The organism is Thermincola sp. GK-1 (assembly GCF_059412445.1).
In genome coordinates, this window is the sequence record NZ_JBSQAT010000001.1 from 130,172 (window position 1) to 151,781 (window position 21,610).

General features: G+C 43.8%; 24 protein-coding genes and 3 tRNA genes. 21 read left to right on the forward strand and 6 right to left on the reverse strand.

The window, feature by feature from the left end; all coding sequences use genetic code 11:
- Position 1 precedes the first annotated feature (1 nt).
- From ACSNJE_RS00690 to ACSNJE_RS00725, 8 genes are all read left to right on the forward strand, one after another.
- Positions 2-538 (forward strand): NADH-quinone oxidoreductase subunit C, encoded by a 537-nt coding sequence (locus ACSNJE_RS00690; RefSeq protein ID WP_495251726.1) that lies wholly within the window; start codon positions 2-4, stop codon positions 536-538.
- On the forward strand, positions 535-1,617 hold the full coding sequence (locus ACSNJE_RS00695; RefSeq protein WP_474660417.1) for a hydrogenase large subunit: 1,083 nt from the start codon (positions 535-537) through the stop codon (positions 1,615-1,617). The genes ACSNJE_RS00690 and ACSNJE_RS00695 overlap by 4 nt, the downstream gene beginning before the upstream one ends.
- A gap of 50 nt (positions 1,618-1,667) precedes the next feature.
- Positions 1,668-2,051 carry a hydrogenase maturation nickel metallochaperone HypA gene (gene hypA / locus ACSNJE_RS00700; RefSeq protein ID WP_495251727.1) on the forward strand — a complete coding sequence of 128 codons (384 nt, stop codon included), beginning with the start codon at positions 1,668-1,670 and terminating at the stop codon, positions 2,049-2,051.
- On the forward strand, positions 2,038-2,610 hold the full coding sequence (locus ACSNJE_RS00705) for a 4Fe-4S dicluster domain-containing protein (RefSeq protein ID WP_474660421.1): 573 nt from the start codon (positions 2,038-2,040) through the stop codon (positions 2,608-2,610). Before hypA ends, ACSNJE_RS00705 begins: the two co-directional genes overlap by 14 nt.
- A gap of 16 nt (positions 2,611-2,626) precedes the next feature.
- A complete protein-coding gene (gene cooS, locus ACSNJE_RS00710) occupies positions 2,627-4,537 on the forward strand; it encodes an anaerobic carbon-monoxide dehydrogenase catalytic subunit (protein WP_495251728.1) in 1,911 nt (636 codons plus the stop codon).
- A gap of 93 nt (positions 4,538-4,630) precedes the next feature.
- Entirely contained in the window at positions 4,631-5,419 is a 789-nt protein-coding gene (locus tag ACSNJE_RS00715) for an ATP-binding protein (protein ID WP_013121775.1), read from the forward strand.
- A gap of 42 nt (positions 5,420-5,461) precedes the next feature.
- The gene (gene hypD, locus ACSNJE_RS00720; RefSeq protein ID WP_495251729.1) at positions 5,462-6,718 is read left to right on the forward strand and encodes a hydrogenase formation protein HypD; all 1,257 of its coding nucleotides are present in this window, start codon (positions 5,462-5,464) and stop codon (positions 6,716-6,718) included.
- Positions 6,719-7,094: 376 nt separating this feature from the next.
- Positions 7,095-7,766 carry a LexA family protein gene (locus ACSNJE_RS00725; protein ID WP_495251730.1) on the forward strand — a complete coding sequence of 224 codons (672 nt, stop codon included), beginning with the start codon at positions 7,095-7,097 and terminating at the stop codon, positions 7,764-7,766.
- A gap of 3 nt (positions 7,767-7,769) precedes the next feature.
- Here ACSNJE_RS00725 and ACSNJE_RS00730 read toward each other — a convergent pair whose 3' ends face one another.
- Both ACSNJE_RS00730 and ACSNJE_RS00735 read right to left on the reverse strand, forming a co-directional pair.
- Positions 7,770-8,312 (reverse strand): HD domain-containing protein, encoded by a 543-nt coding sequence (locus ACSNJE_RS00730; protein WP_495251731.1) that lies wholly within the window; start codon positions 8,310-8,312, stop codon positions 7,770-7,772.
- On the reverse strand, positions 8,263-8,991 hold the full coding sequence (locus tag ACSNJE_RS00735) for a putative ABC transporter permease (protein ID WP_495251732.1): 729 nt from the start codon (positions 8,989-8,991) through the stop codon (positions 8,263-8,265). Before ACSNJE_RS00735 ends, ACSNJE_RS00730 begins: the two co-directional genes overlap by 50 nt.
- A 152-nt stretch (positions 8,992-9,143) precedes the next feature.
- Here ACSNJE_RS00735 and ACSNJE_RS00740 point away from each other — a divergent pair, with 152 nt between their 5' ends.
- The 6 genes from ACSNJE_RS00740 to ACSNJE_RS00765 all read left to right on the forward strand — a co-directional run bounded on the left by ACSNJE_RS00740 (position 9,144) and on the right by ACSNJE_RS00765 (position 14,290).
- The gene (locus tag ACSNJE_RS00740) at positions 9,144-9,419 is read left to right on the forward strand and encodes a TetR/AcrR family transcriptional regulator (RefSeq protein ID WP_495251733.1); all 276 of its coding nucleotides are present in this window, start codon (positions 9,144-9,146) and stop codon (positions 9,417-9,419) included.
- A 276-nt stretch (positions 9,420-9,695) separates the two neighbouring features.
- Positions 9,696-10,436 (forward strand): IS21 family transposase, encoded by a 741-nt coding sequence (istA, locus tag ACSNJE_RS00745; protein ID WP_495251846.1) that lies wholly within the window; start codon positions 9,696-9,698, stop codon positions 10,434-10,436.
- Positions 10,437-11,037: 601 nt separating this feature from the next.
- Positions 11,038-11,409, forward strand: a complete 372-nt coding sequence (locus ACSNJE_RS00750; RefSeq protein ID WP_495251734.1) for an RNA-directed DNA polymerase — start codon at positions 11,038-11,040, stop codon at positions 11,407-11,409.
- Entirely contained in the window at positions 11,391-12,008 is a 618-nt protein-coding gene (locus ACSNJE_RS00755; protein WP_495251735.1) for a reverse transcriptase domain-containing protein, read from the forward strand. Before ACSNJE_RS00750 ends, ACSNJE_RS00755 begins: the two co-directional genes overlap by 19 nt.
- 172 nt (positions 12,009-12,180) lie before the next feature.
- A complete protein-coding gene (locus ACSNJE_RS00760; RefSeq protein WP_495251736.1) occupies positions 12,181-13,215 on the forward strand; it encodes an S-layer homology domain-containing protein in 1,035 nt (344 codons plus the stop codon).
- Positions 13,216-13,603: 388 nt separating this feature from the next.
- Positions 13,604-14,290, forward strand: a complete 687-nt coding sequence (locus ACSNJE_RS00765) for a DUF3800 domain-containing protein (RefSeq protein ID WP_495251737.1) — start codon at positions 13,604-13,606, stop codon at positions 14,288-14,290.
- A gap of 318 nt (positions 14,291-14,608) precedes the next feature.
- Here ACSNJE_RS00765 and ACSNJE_RS00770 read toward each other — a convergent pair whose 3' ends face one another.
- The 4 genes from ACSNJE_RS00770 to ACSNJE_RS00785 form a co-directional block, all read right to left on the reverse strand.
- Positions 14,609-15,187: a tyrosine-type recombinase/integrase gene (locus tag ACSNJE_RS00770; RefSeq protein ID WP_495251738.1), complete on the reverse strand. Its 579-nt coding sequence runs from the start codon at positions 15,185-15,187 to the stop codon at positions 14,609-14,611.
- Between the two features lie 447 nt (positions 15,188-15,634).
- Positions 15,635-16,105: an IS21-like element helper ATPase IstB gene (gene istB, locus ACSNJE_RS00775; RefSeq protein ID WP_495251739.1), complete on the reverse strand. Its 471-nt coding sequence runs from the start codon at positions 16,103-16,105 to the stop codon at positions 15,635-15,637.
- Positions 16,106-16,219: 114 nt separating this feature from the next.
- Positions 16,220-16,366, reverse strand: a complete 147-nt coding sequence (locus tag ACSNJE_RS00780) for a hypothetical protein (protein ID WP_495251740.1) — start codon at positions 16,364-16,366, stop codon at positions 16,220-16,222.
- A 178-nt stretch (positions 16,367-16,544) separates the two neighbouring features.
- Entirely contained in the window at positions 16,545-16,682 is a 138-nt protein-coding gene (locus tag ACSNJE_RS00785; RefSeq protein WP_495251741.1) for a hypothetical protein, read from the reverse strand.
- 151 nt (positions 16,683-16,833) lie between these two features.
- On the opposite strand from ACSNJE_RS00785, the gene ACSNJE_RS00790 reads away from it, so the two are divergent.
- The 7 genes from ACSNJE_RS00790 (at position 16,834) to ACSNJE_RS00820 (ending at position 21,597) form a co-directional block, all read left to right on the forward strand.
- A tRNA-Lys gene (locus ACSNJE_RS00790) sits at positions 16,834-16,909 on the forward strand.
- Positions 16,910-16,917: 8 nt separating this feature from the next.
- Positions 16,918-16,993 (forward strand) — tRNA-Glu (locus tag ACSNJE_RS00795).
- Between the two features lie 498 nt (positions 16,994-17,491).
- Positions 17,492-17,566 (forward strand) — tRNA-Gly (locus ACSNJE_RS00800).
- A gap of 74 nt (positions 17,567-17,640) precedes the next feature.
- Positions 17,641-17,781: a six-cysteine ranthipeptide SCIFF gene (scfA, locus tag ACSNJE_RS00805; protein ID WP_013121773.1), complete on the forward strand. Its 141-nt coding sequence runs from the start codon at positions 17,641-17,643 to the stop codon at positions 17,779-17,781.
- A 109-nt stretch (positions 17,782-17,890) separates the two neighbouring features.
- Positions 17,891-19,276, forward strand: coding sequence for a thioether cross-link-forming SCIFF peptide maturase (gene scfB, locus ACSNJE_RS00810; RefSeq protein ID WP_052217754.1), 1,386 nt, complete (start codon positions 17,891-17,893; stop codon positions 19,274-19,276).
- Between the two features lie 25 nt (positions 19,277-19,301).
- Positions 19,302-20,048, forward strand: coding sequence for an SDR family NAD(P)-dependent oxidoreductase (locus tag ACSNJE_RS00815; RefSeq protein ID WP_052217756.1), 747 nt, complete (start codon positions 19,302-19,304; stop codon positions 20,046-20,048).
- 214 nt (positions 20,049-20,262) lie between these two features.
- A complete protein-coding gene (locus ACSNJE_RS00820) occupies positions 20,263-21,597 on the forward strand; it encodes a PocR ligand-binding domain-containing protein (protein ID WP_495251742.1) in 1,335 nt (444 codons plus the stop codon).
- The last annotated feature ends 13 nt before the right edge of the window (positions 21,598-21,610 follow it).

A 21,610-nucleotide genomic window follows, 5' to 3' on the forward strand; every position in this document is an offset into this window, starting at 1 on the left:
AGTGGCATCAGTACAAGAAATTTTTTCAGAAAAACTCCGCTCATTTTTTGGCGATGCGATAAGTTTGCAATGGAACACAGATAATAAGGGCGCTGTTTGGGGGTGGTGCAGGCTGGCTGACCACCACAAAATAGACCAGGTAGCGTTGATTGTTGCCGGTCTAAGGGGACGGGTAATTACTATTACGGCCTACTGGACAAAAAAAGACACTGCAACTGACGTGCTGGAAATTGCTTACCATTTCGATCTTGATGGCTGTACTTGCACTGTAACAGTATCACTGCCTGCTGATGACCGGAGTATTAAATCGATTACGCCCATTTTGAAGAGCGCCGACTGGCATGAAAGAGAAATGCAGGAGTTATACCCTGTAAAAGTGTTGGGACACCCCAACCCCCAACCCCTGTTCCTGGCCGAGGGAACCGATATTGGAGAAGCAGGGATGGTTCCTTTGTCTGAGGCTATGCAGGGAGCCACAACCAGGACATTATGGGAAAAGGTCAACCTGGCTAATGCAGAAAGGAGGGATAAAAATTGAGCACCTATACAATCCCTGTGGGTCCCCTCCATGTTGCCTTAGAGGAACCAATGTATTTCAAAATACATGCCGAAGGAGAAACAGTAACGGATATCGATATAACTGCCGGTCATGTGCACAGGGGAATGGAGTATCTGGCTCTGAAACGCAATATTTATCAGAACATCACCCTCACAGAACGGGTATGTTCACTCTGTTCCAACAATCACCCCTTCACCTACTGCATGGCTTTAGAAAGACTGGCGGGCATTGAGGTTCCGGAACGGGCCGAATATCTCCGGGTGATCGCTGATGAGATCAAACGCATCGCCTCACATTTGTTTAATACAGGAATGTTAGCCCATATTATCGGTTTCGATTCATTGTTCATGCACGTAATGGAGTTAAGAGAAATAGTCCAGGATACAAAAGAAACAATTTATGGAAACCGGATGGACCTGGCGGCCAACAGCATTGGCGGGGTAAGGTACAACCTTACTGAAGAAAAAGCGAAATACCTCCTGAAAAATTTAGAGCAGCTCAAAAAACCGCTGCAGGAGATTTGCAAAATTTACAGTACCAATCCCCTGGTCAGACTCAGAACAGAAGGGGTAGGCATATTACCCAAAGAAAAAGCCGTCGAGTATGGAGTAGTCGGGCCTGTCGCCAGGGGTTCCGGAATCAATTATGATGTACGGGTGAAAAACCCTTACGCAGCATATAACCGGTTGAAGTTTACTGTTCCTGTGGAAACCGGCGGGGATGTCAGGGCAAGGGCTATTGTAAGGTTAAGAGAAATTGCGGAATCAATAAGCATCATTGAACAGTGTGTCCGTGATATGCCCGAGGGGCCAACCTGCCTGGATTATTTGCCTGATATACCTGCTGGGGAGGCAGTTGCCAAGTCTGAGGCGCCGCGGGGGGAACTGCTGTATTATGTGCGTACGGCCAACAGTGATCTGCCTGAACGCATTAAATGGCGCGTACCAACTTATATGAACTGGGAAGCTTTGAAAATCATGATTCCAGGGAACAAACTGGCCGATGTTCCGGTTATTATCGGCAGCATTGATCCTTGTATTTCCTGCACCGAGAGATAGCCAACCTTAATGCATTAGCTCCGAAGGTTTTCACTATACGGGAGGAAGGGATGCCCATGCATGAGGCGGCAATAGTAGAGAGTATTTTCAGTGTCCTCAATGCCCAAATAAAGGAGCACCGGATAAAAAAAGTATTGAAAGTAAAACTCAGGGTTGGGGAAATGACTGCTGTAGAGAATACCACTTTGATAGCCTGTTTCGAAGTTTATGCTGAAAATACCGCGGTCCAGGGAGCAGACCTGGTCATCGAGCGGGTTCCGCTCAAGGCAAGGTGTCAGGAGTGCAAGGAGGAGTTTCCTGTGCTCAATTATAGTTTTCGCTGTTCCCGCTGCGGGGGCATAAATGTACAGGTTATTTCAGGCAGGGAACTGTACATTGAAAGCATTGAAGCAGAAAAGTTTGAAGAGGAGGTGAATCCCAGTGGCCAAAATTAAGGAGAACTCGTTTATTTATGCAGACCCGCAGAAATGCCTGGGATGCAAAAATTGTGAACTGGCCTGTGCGCTGGCTCACGCGGGTTGTGACCTGCAAACGGCTGTAGCGGGAAAACGGCAGTTACAGCCGCGCAACTCAGTGGTCAAGGCAGGCGACATGTTTATGCCGATTCAGTGCCGGCAGTGTGAAGACGCGCCATGCGCCCAGGCCTGTCCAACGGGAGCTATCAGGCAGGAGGATGGATTAGTCAAAATCAACGAACAAAATTGTGTTGGTTGCAAAGTGTGCTCTATGGTTTGCCCTTTTGGAGCCATTGTTGTGACTCCGGTTCCTAATGCTGAACCAAACCGGAAGACTAAAAGGGGCAAGGCCTTAAAATGTGACCTATGCTTCAGCAGCGTCCGGAAAGATGGCCAACTAACCTGCGCCTGTGTGGAAGCCTGTCCCACGCAGGCTGTAATGCTGGTTGATCCTGAGGGTTACCGGACAAAGATTCTTGAAGCCAGGGCCAAAGAATTGGCCAAGGCTCATTCAGTAACTAAGCAGAAGCGGGCATAAAATTGGGGGGAGAAGCGTGAATAAGGATTATAAATTTGTTGACCAGGCAATTGAAGAGCTGCTGCCGAAAGTCAAGGAGGCAGGATTGGACACGGTTTGGGACAGGTTCAAAAGCATGCAGCCACAATGCGGATTTGGTGAGCTGGGAATTTGCTGCCGTATCTGTTGGAAAGGGCCGTGCCGTATTGACCCCTTTGGTAACGGGCCTCAGCGCGGCATTTGCGGGGCAGATGCTCACACCATTGTGGCGAGAAATCTGATCAGGGGCATCGCGGCAGGAGCGGCCGCTCATTCCGACCATGGACGGCATATTGCTCTTACTTTGTTAGAAGTAGCTGAGGGCCATGCCCCGGCGTACTGCATAAAAGATGAAAAAAAATTAATGAGCGTCGCCGCCAGGCTGGGCCTGTCCACCGAAGGCAAAAATGTCAGGCAGGTGGCCAAAGAGGTAGCCCTGGCTACGCTGGAGGATTTTTCCCGGCAGAATTCCAGTATTCCTTGCAGTTGGGCCAGGCAAACCATGACCGCTGAGCGTGCTGAAAAGCTGACTGCCCTTGACGTCATGCCGCATAATATTGATGCTGTTGTAGCAGGCATTATGAATCGCACTCACGTAGGATGTGATGCTGATCCGGTTAACCTGTTGCTTGGCGGTTTGAAAGGGGCGCTGGCCGACTATACCGGAATGTATTTGTCTACCGAATTATCTGACGTTATTTTCGGTACTCCTGAACCGGTCATAACCACGGCTAATCTCGGTGTTCTGAAAGAAGATGCGGTGAATATTGCCGTGCATGGGCATAACCCGTTATTGAGCGAAATTATTTGTGATGTGGCCGGGTCAATGGATGAAGAGGCAAGGCAGGCCGGCGCAAAGGAAGGGATTAACATTGTCGGCGTCTGTTGTACGGGCAACGAGGTAATGGCCAGGCGCGGCATCCCGCTGGCCACAAATTACCTTTCCCAGGAAATGGCTGTCCTCACCGGGGCAGTAGATGCCATGGTTGTTGACGTTCAGTGTATCATGCCGTCATTAGGCGTTTTGCAGGAGTGCTACCATACCCAGTTGATAACTACTATGGCCACCAATAAGATACCGGGGGCAGTTCATGTGGAGTTTACAGAAAAAACTGCGCTGGAAGATGCCCGGCGGGTTGTTGAACTGGCTATAGAGGCTTATAAAAGAAGAGATAAAAATAAAATTAATATTCCCCAGTACAAAGAAACAGCAATTGTAGGTTTCAGCGCTGAGGCAGTTTTTGCTGCATTGAGCAAGCTAAATAAGGAAGACCCGTTAAAACCTTTGTTAGATAATATTGTCAACGGCAATATTCAAGGGGTGGCATTATTTGCCGGCTGCAGCACCACCAGAGTTGCCCAGGATCATAACTTTGTTACTATTGCCAGAGAACTGGCCAGGCATAACGTGTTATTGTTAGCTACCGGGTGTGGAGCCGGCGCCTTTGCAAAACTTGGGCTCATGACTCAGGAAGCCACTGAGGCTTACGCCGGGGATTCCCTTAAGGCGGTCCTTACCGCTGTCGGGGAGGCCGCCGGGTTAAATGGCCCCCTGCCATTGGTTCTGCATATGGGCTCATGTGTTGATAATACCAGGGCTGTTACCGTAGCTACAGCTCTGGCCAATAAGTTAGGAGTCGATTTAGACAAGCTACCTGTGGTGGCGTCCGCACCGGAGGCTATGTCCGAAAAGGCCGTTGCTATAGGTACCTGGGCGGTGACTTTGGGTATACCGACTCATCTGGGGATAATACCTCAGGTTACCGGGTCTTCTTTGGTGACTGAGGTGTTAACTGATAAGTTGAAAGACCTGGTAGGTGGCTACTTCATAGTCGAGACTGACCCTCTCCGGGCAGCAGGCAAGCTTTACGAAGTAATTCGGGAAAGGCGCAAGGCTTTGGGGATATAATCTTTGATTATGTTTGAAAATATATCTTAAAAAGAGATTAGGGCTGGTTTCAGCCCTAATCTCTCAATGCAAACCCCAAAAGGAGCTGAAATTATGAAAATTGCAGTTACAGGTAAGGGTGGAGTTGGGAAAACAACGGTTTCCGGCACTCTGGCCAGGATTTTTGCTGCCGATGGATACCGGGTACTGGCTATTGATTGTGATCCTGACGCTAACCTGGCTTCTGCTATTGGGATACCGGAAGAACAATACCGGTCTGTTATCCCTTTTTCCAAAATGAAAAAGCTGGCCGAAGAACGTACAGGGGCCAGTGGTGGATATGGCACATTTTTTATTTTAAACCCCAAGGTAGATGATTTGCCTGAAAAATACTGTATCAACTATAAAGGGGTCAAACTGTTGGTGATGGGCACCGTAGATCAGGGGGGCAGTGGCTGCGTATGCCCGGAACATACCCTTATTAAGCGCTTGATGCACCACCTTCTTGTTCAAAAAGACGAAGTAGTAATTATGGATATGGAAGCAGGTATTGAACATTTAGGCCGTGGCACTGCCGATGCTGTTGATGCCATGATTGTGGTGGTAGAACCCGGACAACGGAGCATCCAAACCGCCAGGCAAATTTGCGCCCTGGCAAAAGATTTGGGTGTTAAAAATCTTTATGTAGTCGGCAGTAAAGTACGCAGTGAAAGTGATATGCAGTTTATTAAGGACAGCCTGCCGGGACTTCCCATATTAGGCAAGGTTTCATTAAATGAACAGATAATTAAAGCAGATATGCAGGGGATAGCTCCCTACGACCTGGGTGGGCAGGTTGTACAGGAAATCAGGGCCATAAAAGACAGGTTAGTGAATTTGCTTAACAAACCTGTTCACTTATAGATACCGGTTTCACATCATTTCAGCCAGGAAGAAGGTGTAATCATGTGTGTTGCAACTGTGGGACAAGTTGTTGAGATCCGGGGGAAAAGGGCAGTTTGCAGTTTCAGAGGAGTCCTCAGGGAAGTTTCGATTTCACTGGTTCCGCGAGTTAAATTGGGAGATTCTGTCGTAGTTCACGCGGGCTTTGTGTCTGAAATTATTAAGGATACAAATAATTATTATCATGATTTGGTTGCCACAGATGCTTTGGCCGGGCAAATCCTAGACGCTATTAAACGGGAAAATACAAAAATGCACCATCGTCATGTGAGGCTGATGAACTTTTGCGGTTCCCATGAGAGTACTGTAATCAGATATGGGCTACGGCAACTGCTGCCGGAAAATATTGAGCTGGTATCGGGACCGGGGTGTCCCGTATGTGTTGTTCCCAATGAAGAAATAGAGATGGGCATAAAACTGGCAAAATCAGATAATATTATTTTAACTGTTCACGGTGACATGATGAGGGTGCCAACCGGCCTCGGTTCCCTCGAAGAAATCAGGGCCGCGGGAGCTGACGTCCGCATAGTTTATGATATAAACGAAGCCATACAAATCGCGCGGGAGTGTTCCAGGGAGGTAGTTCATTTTGCCGTGGGTTTTGAAACTACGGCCCCGGCAACAGCGGCGGCAATTCTGGAAGCTGGCGGGATTTCTAACTTTTCAATAATTTCGTCCCACAGGATGACGAGCCCCATAATTCAGTGCGTTCTGCAAAATTGCGAGGTGGATGGCGTTATTGCCCCAGGCCACGTGGCCATGATTACGGGACTCAAGCCTTTTGCAGAGCTTAACAAACAATTTAAAATTCCCTTTGCAATCAGTGGTTTTCAACCTATAGATATTCTGCATTCTGTATTAAATATTTTAATCCGGATAAATGAAGAAAAGCCGGAAGTATTTAATCAATATACACGGGTGGTAAACTCTGGGGGCAACCTGGAAGCCCAGAAAAAAATTGAACAGGTATTTACTGTGCAGGACGATTATTTGCGCGGTTTTCCCAAGTTGGCGAAGTCACGGTTGGTCCTGAACAGGTGGTGGAGTAAATTTGACGCTGAAAAGAAATTTAACCTCCGGCTTAATGAAAAGAAAAGGGGCCAACCGGACGACAGTTTTTGTGGCGCTGTTTTGCGAGGTGTTATGCCTCATCAGTGCCCGCATTTCGGAACTGTTTGTACACCGGTTAATCCTTTAGGCCCCTGTATGGTCTCACAGGAGGGACCTTGTTACGCCAGTTACCATAATGGAACAGAATGAGATGAAATTTGTATGTCAGCTCGGAGAAACTTGTGTGGGTTCTCTTTCGGATAGGGGTTCCACTCCCCTCACCTCCACCAAAGTTAATGATAACAACGGTTTATGACAGCCGTTTTTTTTTGTGCACATTTTTAACATAGTCCGGCCAGAATTCCCCCATTTCTAAAAGCAGAGGGATGAATGGCTGGTTTTTCTTTCCATAGGTTATAACTTGCGGTATAATATAAAGAAATACATAGGCTCCCAAGGCAAAAAGAGGTAACATAATGCAGATTACCTAGCGTTTTGAGATACACCCAACGCGGGAACAGCAAAGAAGAATGTTTTACACACAGTTTTATGATTATTCATATTAAATTTGCAGAGGATGTTTTCAATGAGCCTTACAGAACGAAGAAAACAGTTTCTCGGGTTGATTATGAAACTATATGAGAAGACGAAACTGCCCGTGCATTACGGCGCTATTGCGGAAGCGCTTGGCGTAAGCAAATGGACGGCTTACGATGTGCTCAGGGAGTTGGAAAAGAAAGGCTACCTGCAGCGCGGTTATACAGTGAACCCTAATGAAACAGGGCGATCGCTGATAGTATTCTCTCCTACGCCCGAGGCAGAGCGGCTGTTTAGCCGATCCCGGAAAGAAATCTCAGGCCGGGAAGAGTGGGACAAGGTTAGGGAAAAGGTGCTGCCTTTCTTAGAAGGGCTTAGCAATCTAAATTTAAGCCAGTCTGTTGAAAAAATCGTAAATGCGGTTTCCGGTGTGCATACAAGGGTAGAATTTTGCGCCTATATCCTTGGGCTGCTTGGCGTATACCTTAGCGGACTGGGAAAAAGGAAAAAGGAATTAATCAAGCGGCTAACTTCCGCTTCGGTAAAACCGCAATTACAACTGACACTGTTTGTCGGTACGGTAACAGGCGCCGCCATACAAACCGCCGGTAGGGAGATGAGCTTGCAGATAACGGAATTAATCGGCAGGTTCGTCAAGTGTCTGGATGAACTCAGCCCGGAAGAATCGGAAATTCTCACCGATTTCTTGTTTAAACTGTAAATTTTAAAAAAGTGACAAGTTTTTCAGGTTAAATACCAGCTTTGATATCTTTATGGACAGAACTGTTGCGGATGAGTGGATAATTTCCGCCGCCGCGCAGTATTTATCCACAAAACAGACCACAAACGATTCTTTGTACAGCGGAAACCTTAAAGTTAACGGCCACATATGTTTTTTTATGATATCGCGCTCGATTTCGTTTAATTTACATATTTTCCCTGCGTTGGTCAAGGCTATCTCTGGGTGGCGGAAAGCGTGCTTTCCGTCGCTCAATTCCGTAGTTCTCCAATCATATAAGAAAAGGTCGTGCAGCAGTCCGCCCCTGGCAGCCGATTTATAGTCCAGGCCCAGGGCCCTGCAAATTAAAAAGCTGTATACCGATACATTTAAACAGTGGTCAAAACATGTTACCGAATGATGATGCCTGAATCGTTTCATCATTTGCACAGTATTGTCGGCCAATAACTCGCTTACGCACTGTTCATATTCGTGTTTATCAGGCGTGCAATTTCTTAATTTGGGTTTTGATTTTTGCTGTTTTGTCATATATATAACCTCTGATTTCGTGATTTAGTTTACCGATATTTATAAAATAAAGCTGCGGGAAGGCCATAAAGATTCTTTTATACCTGGCGAATGCGGCAATAGGTTTCTCCAGCGGGTTTTTGTGATAAGCCTGGATAATTCGTTTCAGATCCAAAATATCGCCTGTTGTTATTACGGTGTCTATTATTAAGTAAACTGTTACAATGAAAACTGCGGTAAATCTTACCGGTTGCGGCAGGGAAGCGCTCAACCCGGAAACCGGCGGGTATATGATTTCAATCAGGATATAGGCCAGAAAACCCCATAAAAGAGAAAATTTCAGACAGACTTTCCCTTGAATGTTTAAAAATTCGTCGCTGTAGTCCCACCATTTGCAGTTGAAGAGTTTTTCGAGTACGAAACCTGTACAGTATTCCAGTATTGTGGTAATCATTATTGCCGCAATGATTTTGACAATTTGGGAGTGCAGAGGCATTTCAAAAAGACTGTCCACCGCGGCGGAAGAATAAATGACAGCGAGAGATCCAAAACCATATACCGGGCAAAAGGGCCCGCGTAAGAATCCCCTGTTAATAAATCTTTTTGCTTTAATACTGGCATAAACTGTTTCCAGAACCCATCCGGCAAAAGAAAACAACGAAAATAACAATAACAGGTTTATTAAGAAATCGATTTTCAAGATCTATCTCTCCCTTTGGGTCAACACAAAATTCTATCTAAAGAAAATTATACCCAAAAAACCAAAAAAGTCAATTTGACAAAGCAGACAGGAATTGTTGAACTTTTATTTAGTAAGTCGGATGTCCGAATTATCAGGAAAGGGGTATTACAATGTCTATGGGTGATGCGGCTGAAAGAGTGAGCCAGTCTCAAAAGATACTTGATGCGGTCTATGAGTGCATTTCCGCTAAAGGCTATGCCAATGTCTCCCTAAGACACATCGCAGAAAGAGCCGGGGTTGTTTTAAGCCAGCTAAATTATTATTACGGCAACAAAGAAGGCCTTTTTAAAGAAGTAATAAAATTAATGATGGAAAAATATTTGGTAGAAGTAGAGCGCTGTCTGGATAAAGGGGAAATTCCAAAGTTAGCCTTATCATGTCCTTAAAAAGCGAAAAAATTGTACAAAGAAAAAAGCTCGTATATAAAAAGTGTGTCAATATTCTATGAAAATGTCACCTAAAAAGGGGTAGTTTTATTCTGAAAAAATGTCACCCCCCTCCAAGGCAAGAAAATTTAAAACACCCAAAGAAGGCGCGGCTCCCCTTGACATTGTGGGCTATAGTTTAATTAGTGTAAGTGGTAAAATAAAATGGATGAATTTCGGCAAACAAAAACGGATGTTTTTGACCAAAATAACCTCGTTGTCTGATATGCTTAATTCATTAAAGAGCGATATCCAGACTCATACCATGGTAAAGATCGAACTGTCAGAGATTTTGTACATAAGTTAAGAGCAAAACACAATATTCCTAAAAGTGCACCGGCTAGACATTATCAAGCTGTGGCTGACCCGCCTATAGGTTACCAGGCACAAGTTGATTTCGGTGAAAAAGTGGTATACCGAGCCGATGGGTCAGCAACCAAGCTTTACTGTATGGGTATGGTCTTATCACACTCCAGGTACAAATACGCTGAGTGGTGGGACAAGCCTTTAACTACGGCTAAGCTTGTGGAAATGCTCAATCATGCTTTTGAGTACTTCGGTGGTGTTCCAAAGGAATTGGTCTTTGATCAAGATAAAATAGTGGCTGTTAGTGAAAATTACGGTGATGTTATTTACACCCATGAATTTGAACGATACCGCCAGGCCACGAAATTCAAAGTTCATTTATGCCGCGCAGCTGATCCAGAGAGCAAAGGCAAGGTTGAAGCAGTAGTTAAATATGTAAAGAACAACTTTGCAGCCCACAGGATTTTTGTTGATTTAGCTTCATTTAACACAGAATGCCTGGAATGGCTTGATAGAACCGGTAATGCCAATATCCATGGCATAACAAAAAGGATACCGGCTGAAGTATTCATCCTCGAAAAGCAATACTTACAGCCGATATCCCCTCAACAAATTACATCTGCTAACATTTTACCAAGGGGTGTAACGGAAAGGCAATACTCAAATTTTTGATGTAGTTGTTGAAATGTTAAGTATTGCTAAAGAAAAAAATAAAGCAGTAGATCAATCGAAGTATAGAAAGATTATGGAGAAGATTGGCCAAGTAACAAGTGACGTTGATACTTTGGTAAAATTATATGACTTTGGAACTACAATTTATGGTGTTCTACAGGCTAAAGGCATCTTATAAACAAAAAAACTTATCTATGATTCAATGCAAGCCGCCGTGCTTGATCTAACAACAGCCAAAACGGCTCCGCTGTTGCTCCGGCCCAACTTTTCCGTCCTCCTACTGTCACAGTTTTTGCGGTAAGTGAGAGATGCAGGAGCAAAAGCCGCACCAGCCGTGCGGGCGAGACAAGTTCATTTAGCTTCAATGCGTTAGTGCGCCAAGCAAAGCTTGGTTCTTCTAGCAGGGTGAAAGTCCCTGTCGGGTAAGGCCTAACCAGCCACCTGTATCGAGTGTTGCGCCGAATTGTCGGTTCCAACCAACTCGGTTGGTAGGCCTGACAATCGAAAAAGAGGAAGGCTGAAGACTTACAGGAAGTCGGATCAACCCATACTACTCTGAAGTCGGGAAAGCCGGCTACATGGGAAAGGGGTTGACGGCAATATGTACCCTGCAAAGGAAACATTAACCGGACATGCAGGACCGGAGCAATTAATGCAAAACTCACTGCAGGGAATAGCGCAGAAGGCAAAGCAATTCAAGAAATACCGGTTCAGAAACCTGTATAGGCTACTAAACCATCAAGCCTTGCACGAAGCTTGGAGAAGAATCAACAAACGTGCTGCTGCTGGTGTCGACAAGGTGACAGCAAAAGAATTTGCGGAAAACCTAGACACCAATATACAGGACATAGTAGCAGCACTAAAGACAAAAAGATACCGGGCAAAACTGGTCAGAAGAGTAAACATCCCCAAAGAACCAGGCAAAACACGGCCATTAGGGGTTTTTTCAATAACTTGGACCACAATTGGCTGATAAGAATGCTGGAAGAAAGGGTAAATGACCGGGCGTTCATCCGGTTAGTTCAAAAGTGGCTAAAGGCCGGAGTACTGGAGGAAGGCCAGGTAGAATACCCGCTGGCAGGAACACCTCAGGGAGGTATTATCAGTCCGATACTGGCCAATATCTACCTATACTATGTACTGGACTTATGGTTTGAGAAGAGAATAAAGCCAAATTGTGAAGGAGAGGCATACCTCTGCCGTTTTGCCGATGATTTTTTCTGCGCTTTTAGGTATAAGAAAGATGCCGAGAACTTCTACAAGCTACTGGGGGAAAGACTAAAGAAATTCGGGCTGGAGTTAGCAGAAGAAAAGACCCGGATAATCCGGTTCACCCGATTTCGCAAGGAAGAAAACCAAAGCTTTGAGTTCTTGGGCTTCGAATACCGATGGAGAACGTCACGACAGGGGAAAGACATAATTAAGAGGAGAACCTCCGGGAAGAAACTTCGGAAATCCCTGCAGGCATTCAAAGAATGGTGCCGGGAGAACCGGAACAACCGGCTATTAAAGCTATTCGGGCAATTAAACCCGAAACTTCGAGGCTATTACAACTACTATGGGATTATTTGAATTTGTCTGATTACGGAAGTGAGTATTGCTGAAGAGCCCGGTGCGGTAGTTCCGCACGCCGGGATCTGTGCGGGGGTTGTCGGGTAACTGGCAGTCCTACCGTGACGGTGAAATCTCCGTACTCTGGGGTCAATATTAAAAAACCATAAGTTTACTGATGGAGGGATTTTGAGTGAGAAATAAGATTTTATCTGTTGTTACGATGATTTGTCTTTTATTAATTGTTTTTCCAACGTTTGCATCGACAAAGCAAATGTACCCGACAAAAGTTGTGGATAATCAGATTTTAAGTCAAAAACCGTATAAGGTAGTTGAGGTTAAAAAAGATGAAACAGACGGTTACTGGGTTTGGAACTATGTTAGTTGGGAACGGGTGGGTGATGACTTGGATACCCGTTGGTATTTAGAAAAAGTCAGTTATACAACCGGAGAGGTGATAGATTTTAAACCACTGGCTTATACAAGAGTGTTTCAATATTTTACTAGATTCTATCCCAGTACCGCTTATTCTACAAATGAATATAACAGAGGCCTTCCTCCGCTTTGGGATAGACCTTGGACAGATGCTGAAGCAGATAAAATCTTATTTGATATTAAAGGGCATTGGGCAGCAAAAGACATTAAAACTCTTTGTAACTTAAAAGTTTTGGCAGGGTATAAAAATGGGGGCTTTAAACCGAATTCCACAATAACTAGAGAGGAATTTGTAACTGCTTTGATTAAACTAAAAAAAATTGATATCGAAAAAACATCTTTATTTGACGATGTATCTCCCACCAGATGGAGTAACGGTTATATTGGAGCAGCTTTAAAGGCAGGCTTCATTTTGAAGGAAGATTATGTAGGGAAATTTGAACCAAAAAAAAAGATTACCAGAGAAGAGATAGCTGTAATGCTTGCGAGAGCAATGGATAAGGAAAATGAAGCAAGAGATTTCACAGGGAATCTAGACTTTAAGGATCAAAATTTCATCATAAAGAAGGGGCATGTTTTTATTGTAAGTAAAGCTAAGCTAATAAACGGGTATCCTGATGGAACCTTTAGACCAGGAAATTTGGCAACAAGAGCTGAGGTAGCAACTGTACTCGTTCGCTTTTTTAATTTGGAAAATAACCCAAATAGGGTAGAAGACCCCGATATTCCTACGGGCAATAAAACCGATTATTTTACTGCCCACGACCAGCAAACAGGATTACAAAGTTTATAGTAAAAATTGTGATATGTGTTAAAGAAAATCCGAAATATGCCGGGAGACATCACCTAACATAAAGCCGTGTTTCCGCAGTTGAGCATGCAAAAACACCGGCACAGTGACGGCTTGCCGGTGTTAAAAAATTACTCAATATGCTCAATTGCGGCAAAAAATCAATATGTTTGTATAATGTATGTAAATGTGTAATTGTGGTAAATCTCAATCAACTTCCAGCCGATACCGGCTGCCTTACGGCTACGCAAAAAAATTCCTACCTGGTTGTATTTCAACCGGGTGGGAATTTTTTGCTCCGGGGGTTGACCTGGCTGGGGATGCGTAGCCTATGTTCGTTTGCATATTACTAAAAAATAAGCACTTCCCTTTTATATAGTTTATAATTGTAATGAGTATTTTCAATCCATACTTACAAAAAGGAGATAATATGCGTTGCATTTTTATAGATGAAAGCTATGATAGTACTGACGGCCCGGGCGGAAACCGATTTTTCGTGTTGGCCGCGCTTAAAGCGGAAAATATTGAAGTTTTATCTTCTGCTATCAAGGGAGTAAGGAAAAAAATCCGGGAATATAACCATAATTGTAAGGGAAAGAAGAAAATCATGCTCCAGGAAATTCATGAGCATGTGGTACATAGTAAATACCCTATAGTTAAAAAATGGGTGTTACACTCCCTCTTTTATGAAAGACGAAAAGTCGAAATTTATGCTGTATGGTTTAACATGAACCAGGTTAAATTTTCAAATGAAGTTGAACGCTACAAATTCATGGCAAAGGAACTGTTAATTCTCTGCGGAGTTCAAGATGTAGACCAGGTTAATTTTGATATTTTCCTGGACGATTTTAAGCGCGAGAAACGTACCCAGCAGGAACAAATAAAAGCATACCTTATAAATGAACTAGGCCAGCCTAACCTTACAATTGAATTTAAAAGTTCTCAAAATTTCTTCCCTCTGCAGGCTACTGATATCGTAGCAGGCACCTTCAGAAGGAATCTTCATGGTCAAGATCCATTTAATTATAAAAAAATTCACCGTTTTATTTTCGGCGAAAAAGAAGTCAGAAAGAATTAAAAGTGGCATTCTCACGTGGGTTCCTTGCGTCTCAGGTTATCCCTGCGCCTTAGCCCGTTCAACCTCAGTTGAGGCAATTCCCCGCACAAAAAGATATAAGGGAATAGACCGGCGGAACTCACGATTAGCCACAAAAATAAACTTTATACCACTATGGTGGTAGTACCTCTTCAATACCACTATAGCATAACTTCACGAAAACGTGAAGTTATTTTTTGGTTTTCTTTAGTTTTTTCATTTTTAACAAGTTTTAAACATTATAGCAATTGCCAAATTTTATATGCCGAGACCGCTTTTGGGTCGCATTACGTTTTATAATCATAGCTCAACTGTCCGGTAAACTTGGTCTATGTCATCCTGGTTTATTCCCAAATAACGTTTAGTTATAACCTGGTTTGAATGGTTGAATAGTTCGCAGAGAAGGGGCAAAGGAACGCCTTTCTTCCATGAATGGTAACCGAAGCTTTTCCTGAGTGAATGACACCCTATCCTATCTTTGACCCCTACAGCTGCAGCTGCCTCTTTGACTATTTTCAGGGCCATTACTCTGGTGATGGGTTTATTTTCCCCTTCGCGGCTTTTAAAAATATATTCATAGGGTTGTATACTGCCCTTATCTTTTAAAAGCCTCTCAAGGGCTTCTAAGGCCTTGCCATTCAGTAGGAATTTTTTATCTTTTTTCGTTTTCTTTTCTTTAATATAAACATGGGTCTTAAATCGTTTTTCTTCAAAATCATAAACGTCCTGCCAGGTAAGTGATAAAATATCGCTGATCCGAAGGGCGGAATTAAGTCCCAGGACAACCAAAGCATAATTCCTCATGTTGCCGGCGCCTAAAAGATATTTTTTCAGGTGTTCGATCTTTTTGGGGTCCCGGATGGGCTCAACTTTTTCCATGGAAACACCGCCTGAAATAATTTATCTTATTATGCATTGTGATAAACTGAGGGGTGAATTTTTCAGCTAAGACATTGTCAAAAGTTAAAATTAAGCAGAATGTAAACCTTCATATTTCAGAAAGAGCCTTTGCGGCAGATAATATCGTAGGCTTAACCTCATGACCTTTTCTTTCATTTTTAATCATTTATAAATTCAAATTATCTATGCCCGAACAACTCAGGGCAACGAGACTGTAAAGTAAAATTTGTGACTTCCCATCCATGGCGGTATACTCTATTAAAATCATCCTCTGTAAGTTTCTGTAGTGTGGTTTCTAAGTTTTTGGCTTTATTTGCGTCATCTTTTGTCAAACAGTTATTAGTAGAATAGTAATTGTTAACGGTCAATAAAAATACAGCATTTTCGCCTTTAAAATTGGAAATTGTTTTACGTGTTCAGTATTGTTTATCGGTGTTTTAACCTGTAGCTATCACCGGTCATATTAAACAGCTCGCATTTATGCATTAACCGGTCCAGCATGGCTGATGTGATGACCGGGTCTCCCAGGAATTCTCCCCATTCCTCAAAGCCTTTGTTGGATGTAATGATGATGGAGGTTTGCTGGTATAGCTTGTTTATCAGGCCAAAAAGCATATTGGCTTCCTGTCTGGTTATGGGCTGAAAACCAACTTCATCAAGTATGACAAGATTAGCTGCATACAGTATCTTAAGTTTTTTCCGGCTTTTACCCGATATCATTTCGGTTTTTAAAGCCTGTACCAAGTCATCCATGGTTGTAAAATATACCCGGTATCCGGCATCTATCGCTGCCAATCCCAGGGATACAGCAAGATGGGTTTTACCAACACCGGGAGGGCCCAGGAACATAATGTTGTAGGCGCCTTCCAGCCATGCCATATCAGTGAGCTGTTTCATCTATCTTTTCGAAACAATGTTTTGAAGTCCGAAATCAAAGTCTTCCAGTGTTTTCATATACGGCAGATTTGCCGCTTTCAGCCGTCTTAGTCTGCCTCGGTCCTGTCGCCCATTTTATTCGGCTTCGAGCAATTCCTTAATCGTCTTCAGCGGCGTCCATTCTTCTTTTTGGGCTTTTTCAAGTATATCTTCGAGTTGCTTTGCAGCATATACCATGGCCAGGCTATTAAGCTGTTCCTGTACTGTGTAAAGAAGGTTCATTCTGTTTCACCCCCTTTGGCCAGTACAGCATATTCGGATAACGACCGCTTTTGAGTCGTAACCTGTGGCAATATAACTACCTTTGGTTCCTGTTCAAGACGTTCAATTTCCTGCTCTATCGTACCTTGGAAATAACGGGCGGCATCTCTAAATTCGACAGCGCTGTATAGACTGTTTGTTATGCAATAACTAAGCGCCTTCTGCCATGCCCGTGGCGTTCGCTTAGGCTTAAAATCTCCGCCGCTTCTCTGATGGTCATTTTCCCGTCGATTAGACAACGGGCCATATACAGTTTGTTTCGTTCATCCTGTGTCATTGATAATATCATCCTTTCATTTTAACAGAAGTGACATTTTCTCAGAAATATTTCAAGGTGACATTATCACAGAATAAACACAATCGTATATAAAAACTGTTGACATAAACCATATCTTATAGTAATATATAAACCTGTGAGACGCTTTTTTGAGCCATTAGCTCAGTTGGTAGAGCACCTGACTTTTAATCAGGGTGTCGCTGGTTCGAGTCCAGCATGGCTCACCATTTTATGCGGCCCCTTGGTCAAGTGGTCTAAGACACCGCCCTTTCACGGCGGTAACACGGGTTCGAATCCCGTAGGGGTCACCAAGTGGAATATTACGGAAAGTGCTGAATTGAAATTCAGCGCTTTTTTTTGTTGTATGTGTTTTTGAAGAATTAATACACCGTTGCGTTTTTTTACAGCGAGGAATATAATTAAGTCAGGGAAAAAATATGAAAGGAAGTATTGTTTCGGAAGAGAATCCCTCAATAAAAGGGTGGATAGCGTAGACAAGAAGGTTGACGGCCTTGATAAGAAGGTTGATAGCCTGGAAAAAAGGTTTGACGGCCTCGACAAAAGAGTTGACAACCTGGAAAAAAGTTGATGACGGTTTTGAAGGTATCTATAAGAAATTTAGATTTAATTTATGCGCAGGTAGCTTATAACACAGAGCAGGAAGTAAAAATCAATGAGATTGCTGCAAGAGTAGGCCAACTTGAAACGGACGTCAAACTAATTAAAAAACTTGTATCAAATCAATAATCCTAATTCCTCCACTTGCATAAAAAGCCCAACTTGCATATAATATATAATAGACTAGACGAGCGGATGTAGTTCAGTGGTAGAATAACGGCTTCCCAAGCCGCAGGTCGCGGGTTCGAATCCCGTCATCCGCTCCATTATTATGCGCATAATCAGTAATTGATTTAGAAAAATAACATAAATAAAAAAGATGAACGGGGAGGATAGGTTAATGGCTAAACATATTAAAACCGTAAACAAAAAGAGCTTACAAGTTACCTTGAAAACCGGCGGCTGCGGAGAGTGCCAGACTTCCTGTCAGTCAGCTTGCAAGACTTCCTGTACAGTAGGTAATCAGGTTTGCTCTAAGTAAGCAGTACATAAAGTAAAAAAGCAAACAACCTGATCCCCGGAGGGATTGGGTTTTTATTTTGTAGGCCTTTTTTTGTGGATAGCGAAAAAGCTAATCAGGGGAGATAGAAGTGATACATAAATTTAAATTTGATGATAAAAAAATAGTTTTGGATGTAAACAGCGGAGCGGTCCATGTTGTGGACGACGTTACCTGGGACGTTTTGGATTATTACGAAAAATATGCTGAAAAAGACAGGGAGACAGTCCGGGACCTTGTTTTAAGGAACCTGAGCCGGCATTACAAAAATGAAGAACTGCTGGAAGTTATTAACGAGATAGAAGATTTAATTGAGCAGGGGCTTTTGTTCTCAGCGGACAGTATTCCCCGGGAATACAGTCTGCCGGAAAACCCGGTGGTTAAATCCCTGTGCTTACATGTTGCCCATGATTGCAACCTCAGGTGTAAATATTGTTTTGCCGGAACGGGCCATTTCGGTGGGGAAAAAGGTCTTATGCCCTTTGAGGTGGGCAAAGCGGCTATAGATTTTCTGGTGCAAAGCAGCCAGCGCCGGAAGCATTGTGAAATCGACTTTTTTGGCGGCGAACCATTGCTGAATATGGATGTAGTAAAGCAGATTGTCCATTATGGACGGGAACAGGGAGCAAAACACGACAAGGAATTTAAATTTACTTTAACAACCAATGCCGTCCGCCTGGATGCAGAAATAATCAATTACCTGAATGATAATGACATAGCTGTGGTATTAAGCCTGGACGGCAGGCCGGAAGTAAACGACCGCATGCGCCTGACTCCCGCCGGTAAGGGCAGCTACCATACCATCACGCATAAAATAAAAGAAATGGTGCAGTCCCGCCATAATGAAAATTATTATGTACGGGGCACATTTACCAGGTTTAACTTGGACTTTGCTGCTGATGTACTGCACCTGGTAGATGATCTGGGTTTTAAACATGTGTCTGTTGAACCGGTTGTGGCAGGGGCTGAGAACGATTATGCTTTCCGCGAAGAAGACCTACCTGTATTGTTTGCGGAATACGAAAAGCTGACCAGAAGCTATCTGGAGCATTATAGTAATAGGAATGAATTCAACTTTTTCCATTTCAACCTGGAATTAGAGCATGGTCCCTGCCTGCCCAAGAGATTATCAGGCTGTGGCGCCGGCCACGAATATTTGGCTGTTACGCCTGAAGGCGACCTTTATCCGTGCCATCAATTTGTCGGCAGACGGGAATACAGGTTAGGTACTGTCTTCGACGGCATCTTTGAGGACAGAAGGCACATCATGAAACAATTTCAGCAGGCCCATATTTATAACAAGCAAAAGTGCCGGGAATGCTGGGCTAAGTTTTTCTGTTCCGGTGGCTGCCACGCTAATGCCCATGCTTTTAACGGGACCCTGCTTGAACCTTATGATATAGGGTGCCAACTGGAGAAAAAGCGTGTTGAGTGTGCTATATATATTCAGGTGAAAAAGATGAAAGGCGAAATTTAGCGAAACTTGAGAGGTAGGGGATCAAATGAGCTTTACCGGCAAAGTGGTTATTGTTACCGGCGCAGGCAGTGGCATAGGCCGGGCGGTGGCGCGGATGTATGCGGAACATAATGCCCGGGTCATAATCGCAGAAAGAAATCCTGAAACAGGTAAAGAAACGGAGCAGGTTATAAAAAAAGCAGGCGGTCAGGCTATTTTTTACCAGACTGATGTCAGCCGTCCCGATGACATATTAGCCTTGATGAAGTTTGCCGAAGAAACTTATGGACGCATTGAAATATTAATTAACAATGCCGGTGTTTCCAGGTGGAAATCGCCCTACGAAATTACCGTTGCGGAATGGGATGAGATAATTAATATTAACTTGCGCGGGGTGTTTTTGTGTGCGCGGGAAGCGGCCAAAGTAATGCGAAAGCACGGGGGAGGGGCCATTGTAAATATTGCGTCTACCAGGGCAATAATGTCCGAACCCGATTCAGAAGCTTATGCCGCCTCCAAAGGAGGAATTGTTGCCCTTACGCATGCTTTGGCTGTGTCATTGGGTCGAGATAAGATTCGGGTAAATGCTGTAAGTCCAGGGTGGATCGAATTGGGCGATTATGCCCTATTGCGGGAAATCGACCATTTACAACATCCTGCCGGGCGGGTGGGTAAACCTGAAGATATTGCCCGTGCCTGCCTTTTTTTAACCGCTGAAGGAAACGATTTTATCACAGGCGCTAATCTGGTTATTGACGGGGGCATGACCAGAAAAATGATTTATGAACCATGAACCTGCTATTTTGTTGCAACTCTGGCAACATTTACCCAAAGGGTTTGATAATAATGTGGAGAAACAAATATTAAGAAAATTGCCGCTTTTCAATATAAAGCAGGATTGTACCGGAAAGGACAAATATTTACCTGTAATTATTTGTGAGTGGGTGTTATAAATAAAATAAGGAGATTATGTACACTGGTATTAAGGATGGAAAGGCGGTGGCGAGATGGCTCAGATGAAAACCAAACAAAGTCAACTCAAAAAAGCCTCGAAAAGAAGCCGTCTTTTGGAAATAGTAGATAAAGAAGTGCTGAAAAAAATTCTTGATTCTTTTACAAATGCTACCGGCCTGACTGCCAATATAGTTGATACGGAAGGGCGGTCCATATTCAGTAAAGAGGATGCCCAGAAAAACTGTAAGTTCTGCCAGTTGATATGGCAATACCAACGGGAAAAAGGGCTTCATCGTTGTGCCGGGGCTTACGCCAGGGCCGGCAAACAGGCTGCTTTATTTGGTGAGCCTTATATCTTTCGCTGCCCGGCCGGTTTAATAGAATGGGCAGCGCCTATCATAATCGACGGCGAACATTTGGGTTCCATTATTTGTGGACAGGTTCTCATGTGGGAACCGGAAGATTTCTTCTGGATAGAACTAAAGCAATTTAATAAAAACCTCACTGATGACTTTGGCCCGTTAATAGAGGCCGCCAAGGAATTAAAGGTGGTATCCGGTAAAAAAGTAAAGGCTGCCGCTGACCTGCTGTTCGTAACAGCTAACTATATTATGAAAGCCGGTTGGGAAAACCTGCAGCACCGGCATGAACTGGCCGTGCAGCAATCTATACTGAATGAGGAGATTCAAAACCGCAAGGTGCTGGAAGAAAAACTTAGTGCCCGCAATTTGCAGTTGAGTTATTCCCTTGATAAGGAACGGGAATTGGTCAGTAAAATTAAACTTGGTGATATCGAAACAGCCAAGAAAATTTTCCAGGCCCTGTTGGCTGACATCTTTATTATAGGAGCGGCCAAACTGCCCGTTATCAAGGCCAGGGTGCTGGAACTGGTAGTGCTTATGTCGCGTGCCGCCGTGGAAGGCGGAGCCGATTCAGAACAGGTCCTGGGCATCAATACGGAATTTGTCCAGGATATTAACAGATGCAACACTATTGAAGAGATTGACCTCTATGCCATTCAGGCATTGGAAAAATACATTAAAGCCGTTCAACGGCATGACAGGGTAAAAAATCACCATATCATTAATCAAGTTAAAGCCTTTATTAGGAAGAACTATTACAAAAACCTGACGTTGGAAGAAATAGCCGAGTCTGTATATCTCAGTCCTTATTACATCAGCCGCATATTTAAGGAAGAACAGGGTTTGACTGTTATGGATTATCTGACTAAGGTGAGGTTAGAAGAGGCAAAAAAGCTGCTGCGTAACCCTGCTTACCAGATTGAAGAAATAGCTGAAAAGATTGGTTACAATGACCCGAGCTATTTTTCCAAGGTATTCCGCCGCAAAGAAGGGATGACGCCAAGCCAGTTCAGACAAATGGCGTGACAGGCTGAAGGAA

Bases quoted from the DNA above. Each gene is read 5' to 3' on its own strand.
- ACSNJE_RS00820 (WP_495251742.1), top strand. From the start codon at position 20,263: ATGGCTCAGATGAAAACCAAACAAAGTCAACTCAAAAAAGCCTCGAAA.
- scfA (WP_013121773.1), top strand. From the start codon at position 17,641: ATGGCTAAACATATTAAAACCGTAAACAAAAAGAGCTTACAAGTTACC.
- ACSNJE_RS00785 (WP_495251741.1), bottom strand. From the start codon at position 16,682: ATGACACAGGATGAACGAAACAAACTGTATATGGCCCGTTGTCTAATC.
- ACSNJE_RS00770 (WP_495251738.1), bottom strand. From the start codon at position 15,187: ATGGAAAAAGTTGAGCCCATCCGGGACCCCAAAAAGATCGAACACCTG.
- ACSNJE_RS00750 (WP_495251734.1), top strand. From the start codon at position 11,038: ATGTACCCTGCAAAGGAAACATTAACCGGACATGCAGGACCGGAGCAA.
- ACSNJE_RS00740 (WP_495251733.1), top strand. From the start codon at position 9,144: ATGTCTATGGGTGATGCGGCTGAAAGAGTGAGCCAGTCTCAAAAGATA.
- ACSNJE_RS00815 (WP_052217756.1), top strand. From the start codon at position 19,302: ATGAGCTTTACCGGCAAAGTGGTTATTGTTACCGGCGCAGGCAGTGGC.
- ACSNJE_RS00715 (WP_013121775.1), top strand. From the start codon at position 4,631: ATGAAAATTGCAGTTACAGGTAAGGGTGGAGTTGGGAAAACAACGGTT.
- hypD (WP_495251729.1), top strand. From the start codon at position 5,462: ATGTGTGTTGCAACTGTGGGACAAGTTGTTGAGATCCGGGGGAAAAGG.
- hypA (WP_495251727.1), top strand. From the start codon at position 1,668: ATGCCCATGCATGAGGCGGCAATAGTAGAGAGTATTTTCAGTGTCCTC.
- ACSNJE_RS00780 (WP_495251740.1), bottom strand. From the start codon at position 16,366: ATGAACCTTCTTTACACAGTACAGGAACAGCTTAATAGCCTGGCCATG.
- ACSNJE_RS00725 (WP_495251730.1), top strand. From the start codon at position 7,095: ATGAGCCTTACAGAACGAAGAAAACAGTTTCTCGGGTTGATTATGAAA.
- ACSNJE_RS00765 (WP_495251737.1), top strand. From the start codon at position 13,604: ATGAGTATTTTCAATCCATACTTACAAAAAGGAGATAATATGCGTTGC.
- ACSNJE_RS00730 (WP_495251731.1), bottom strand. From the start codon at position 8,312: ATGACAAAACAGCAAAAATCAAAACCCAAATTAAGAAATTGCACGCCT.
- istB (WP_495251739.1), bottom strand. From the start codon at position 16,105: ATGAAACAGCTCACTGATATGGCATGGCTGGAAGGCGCCTACAACATT.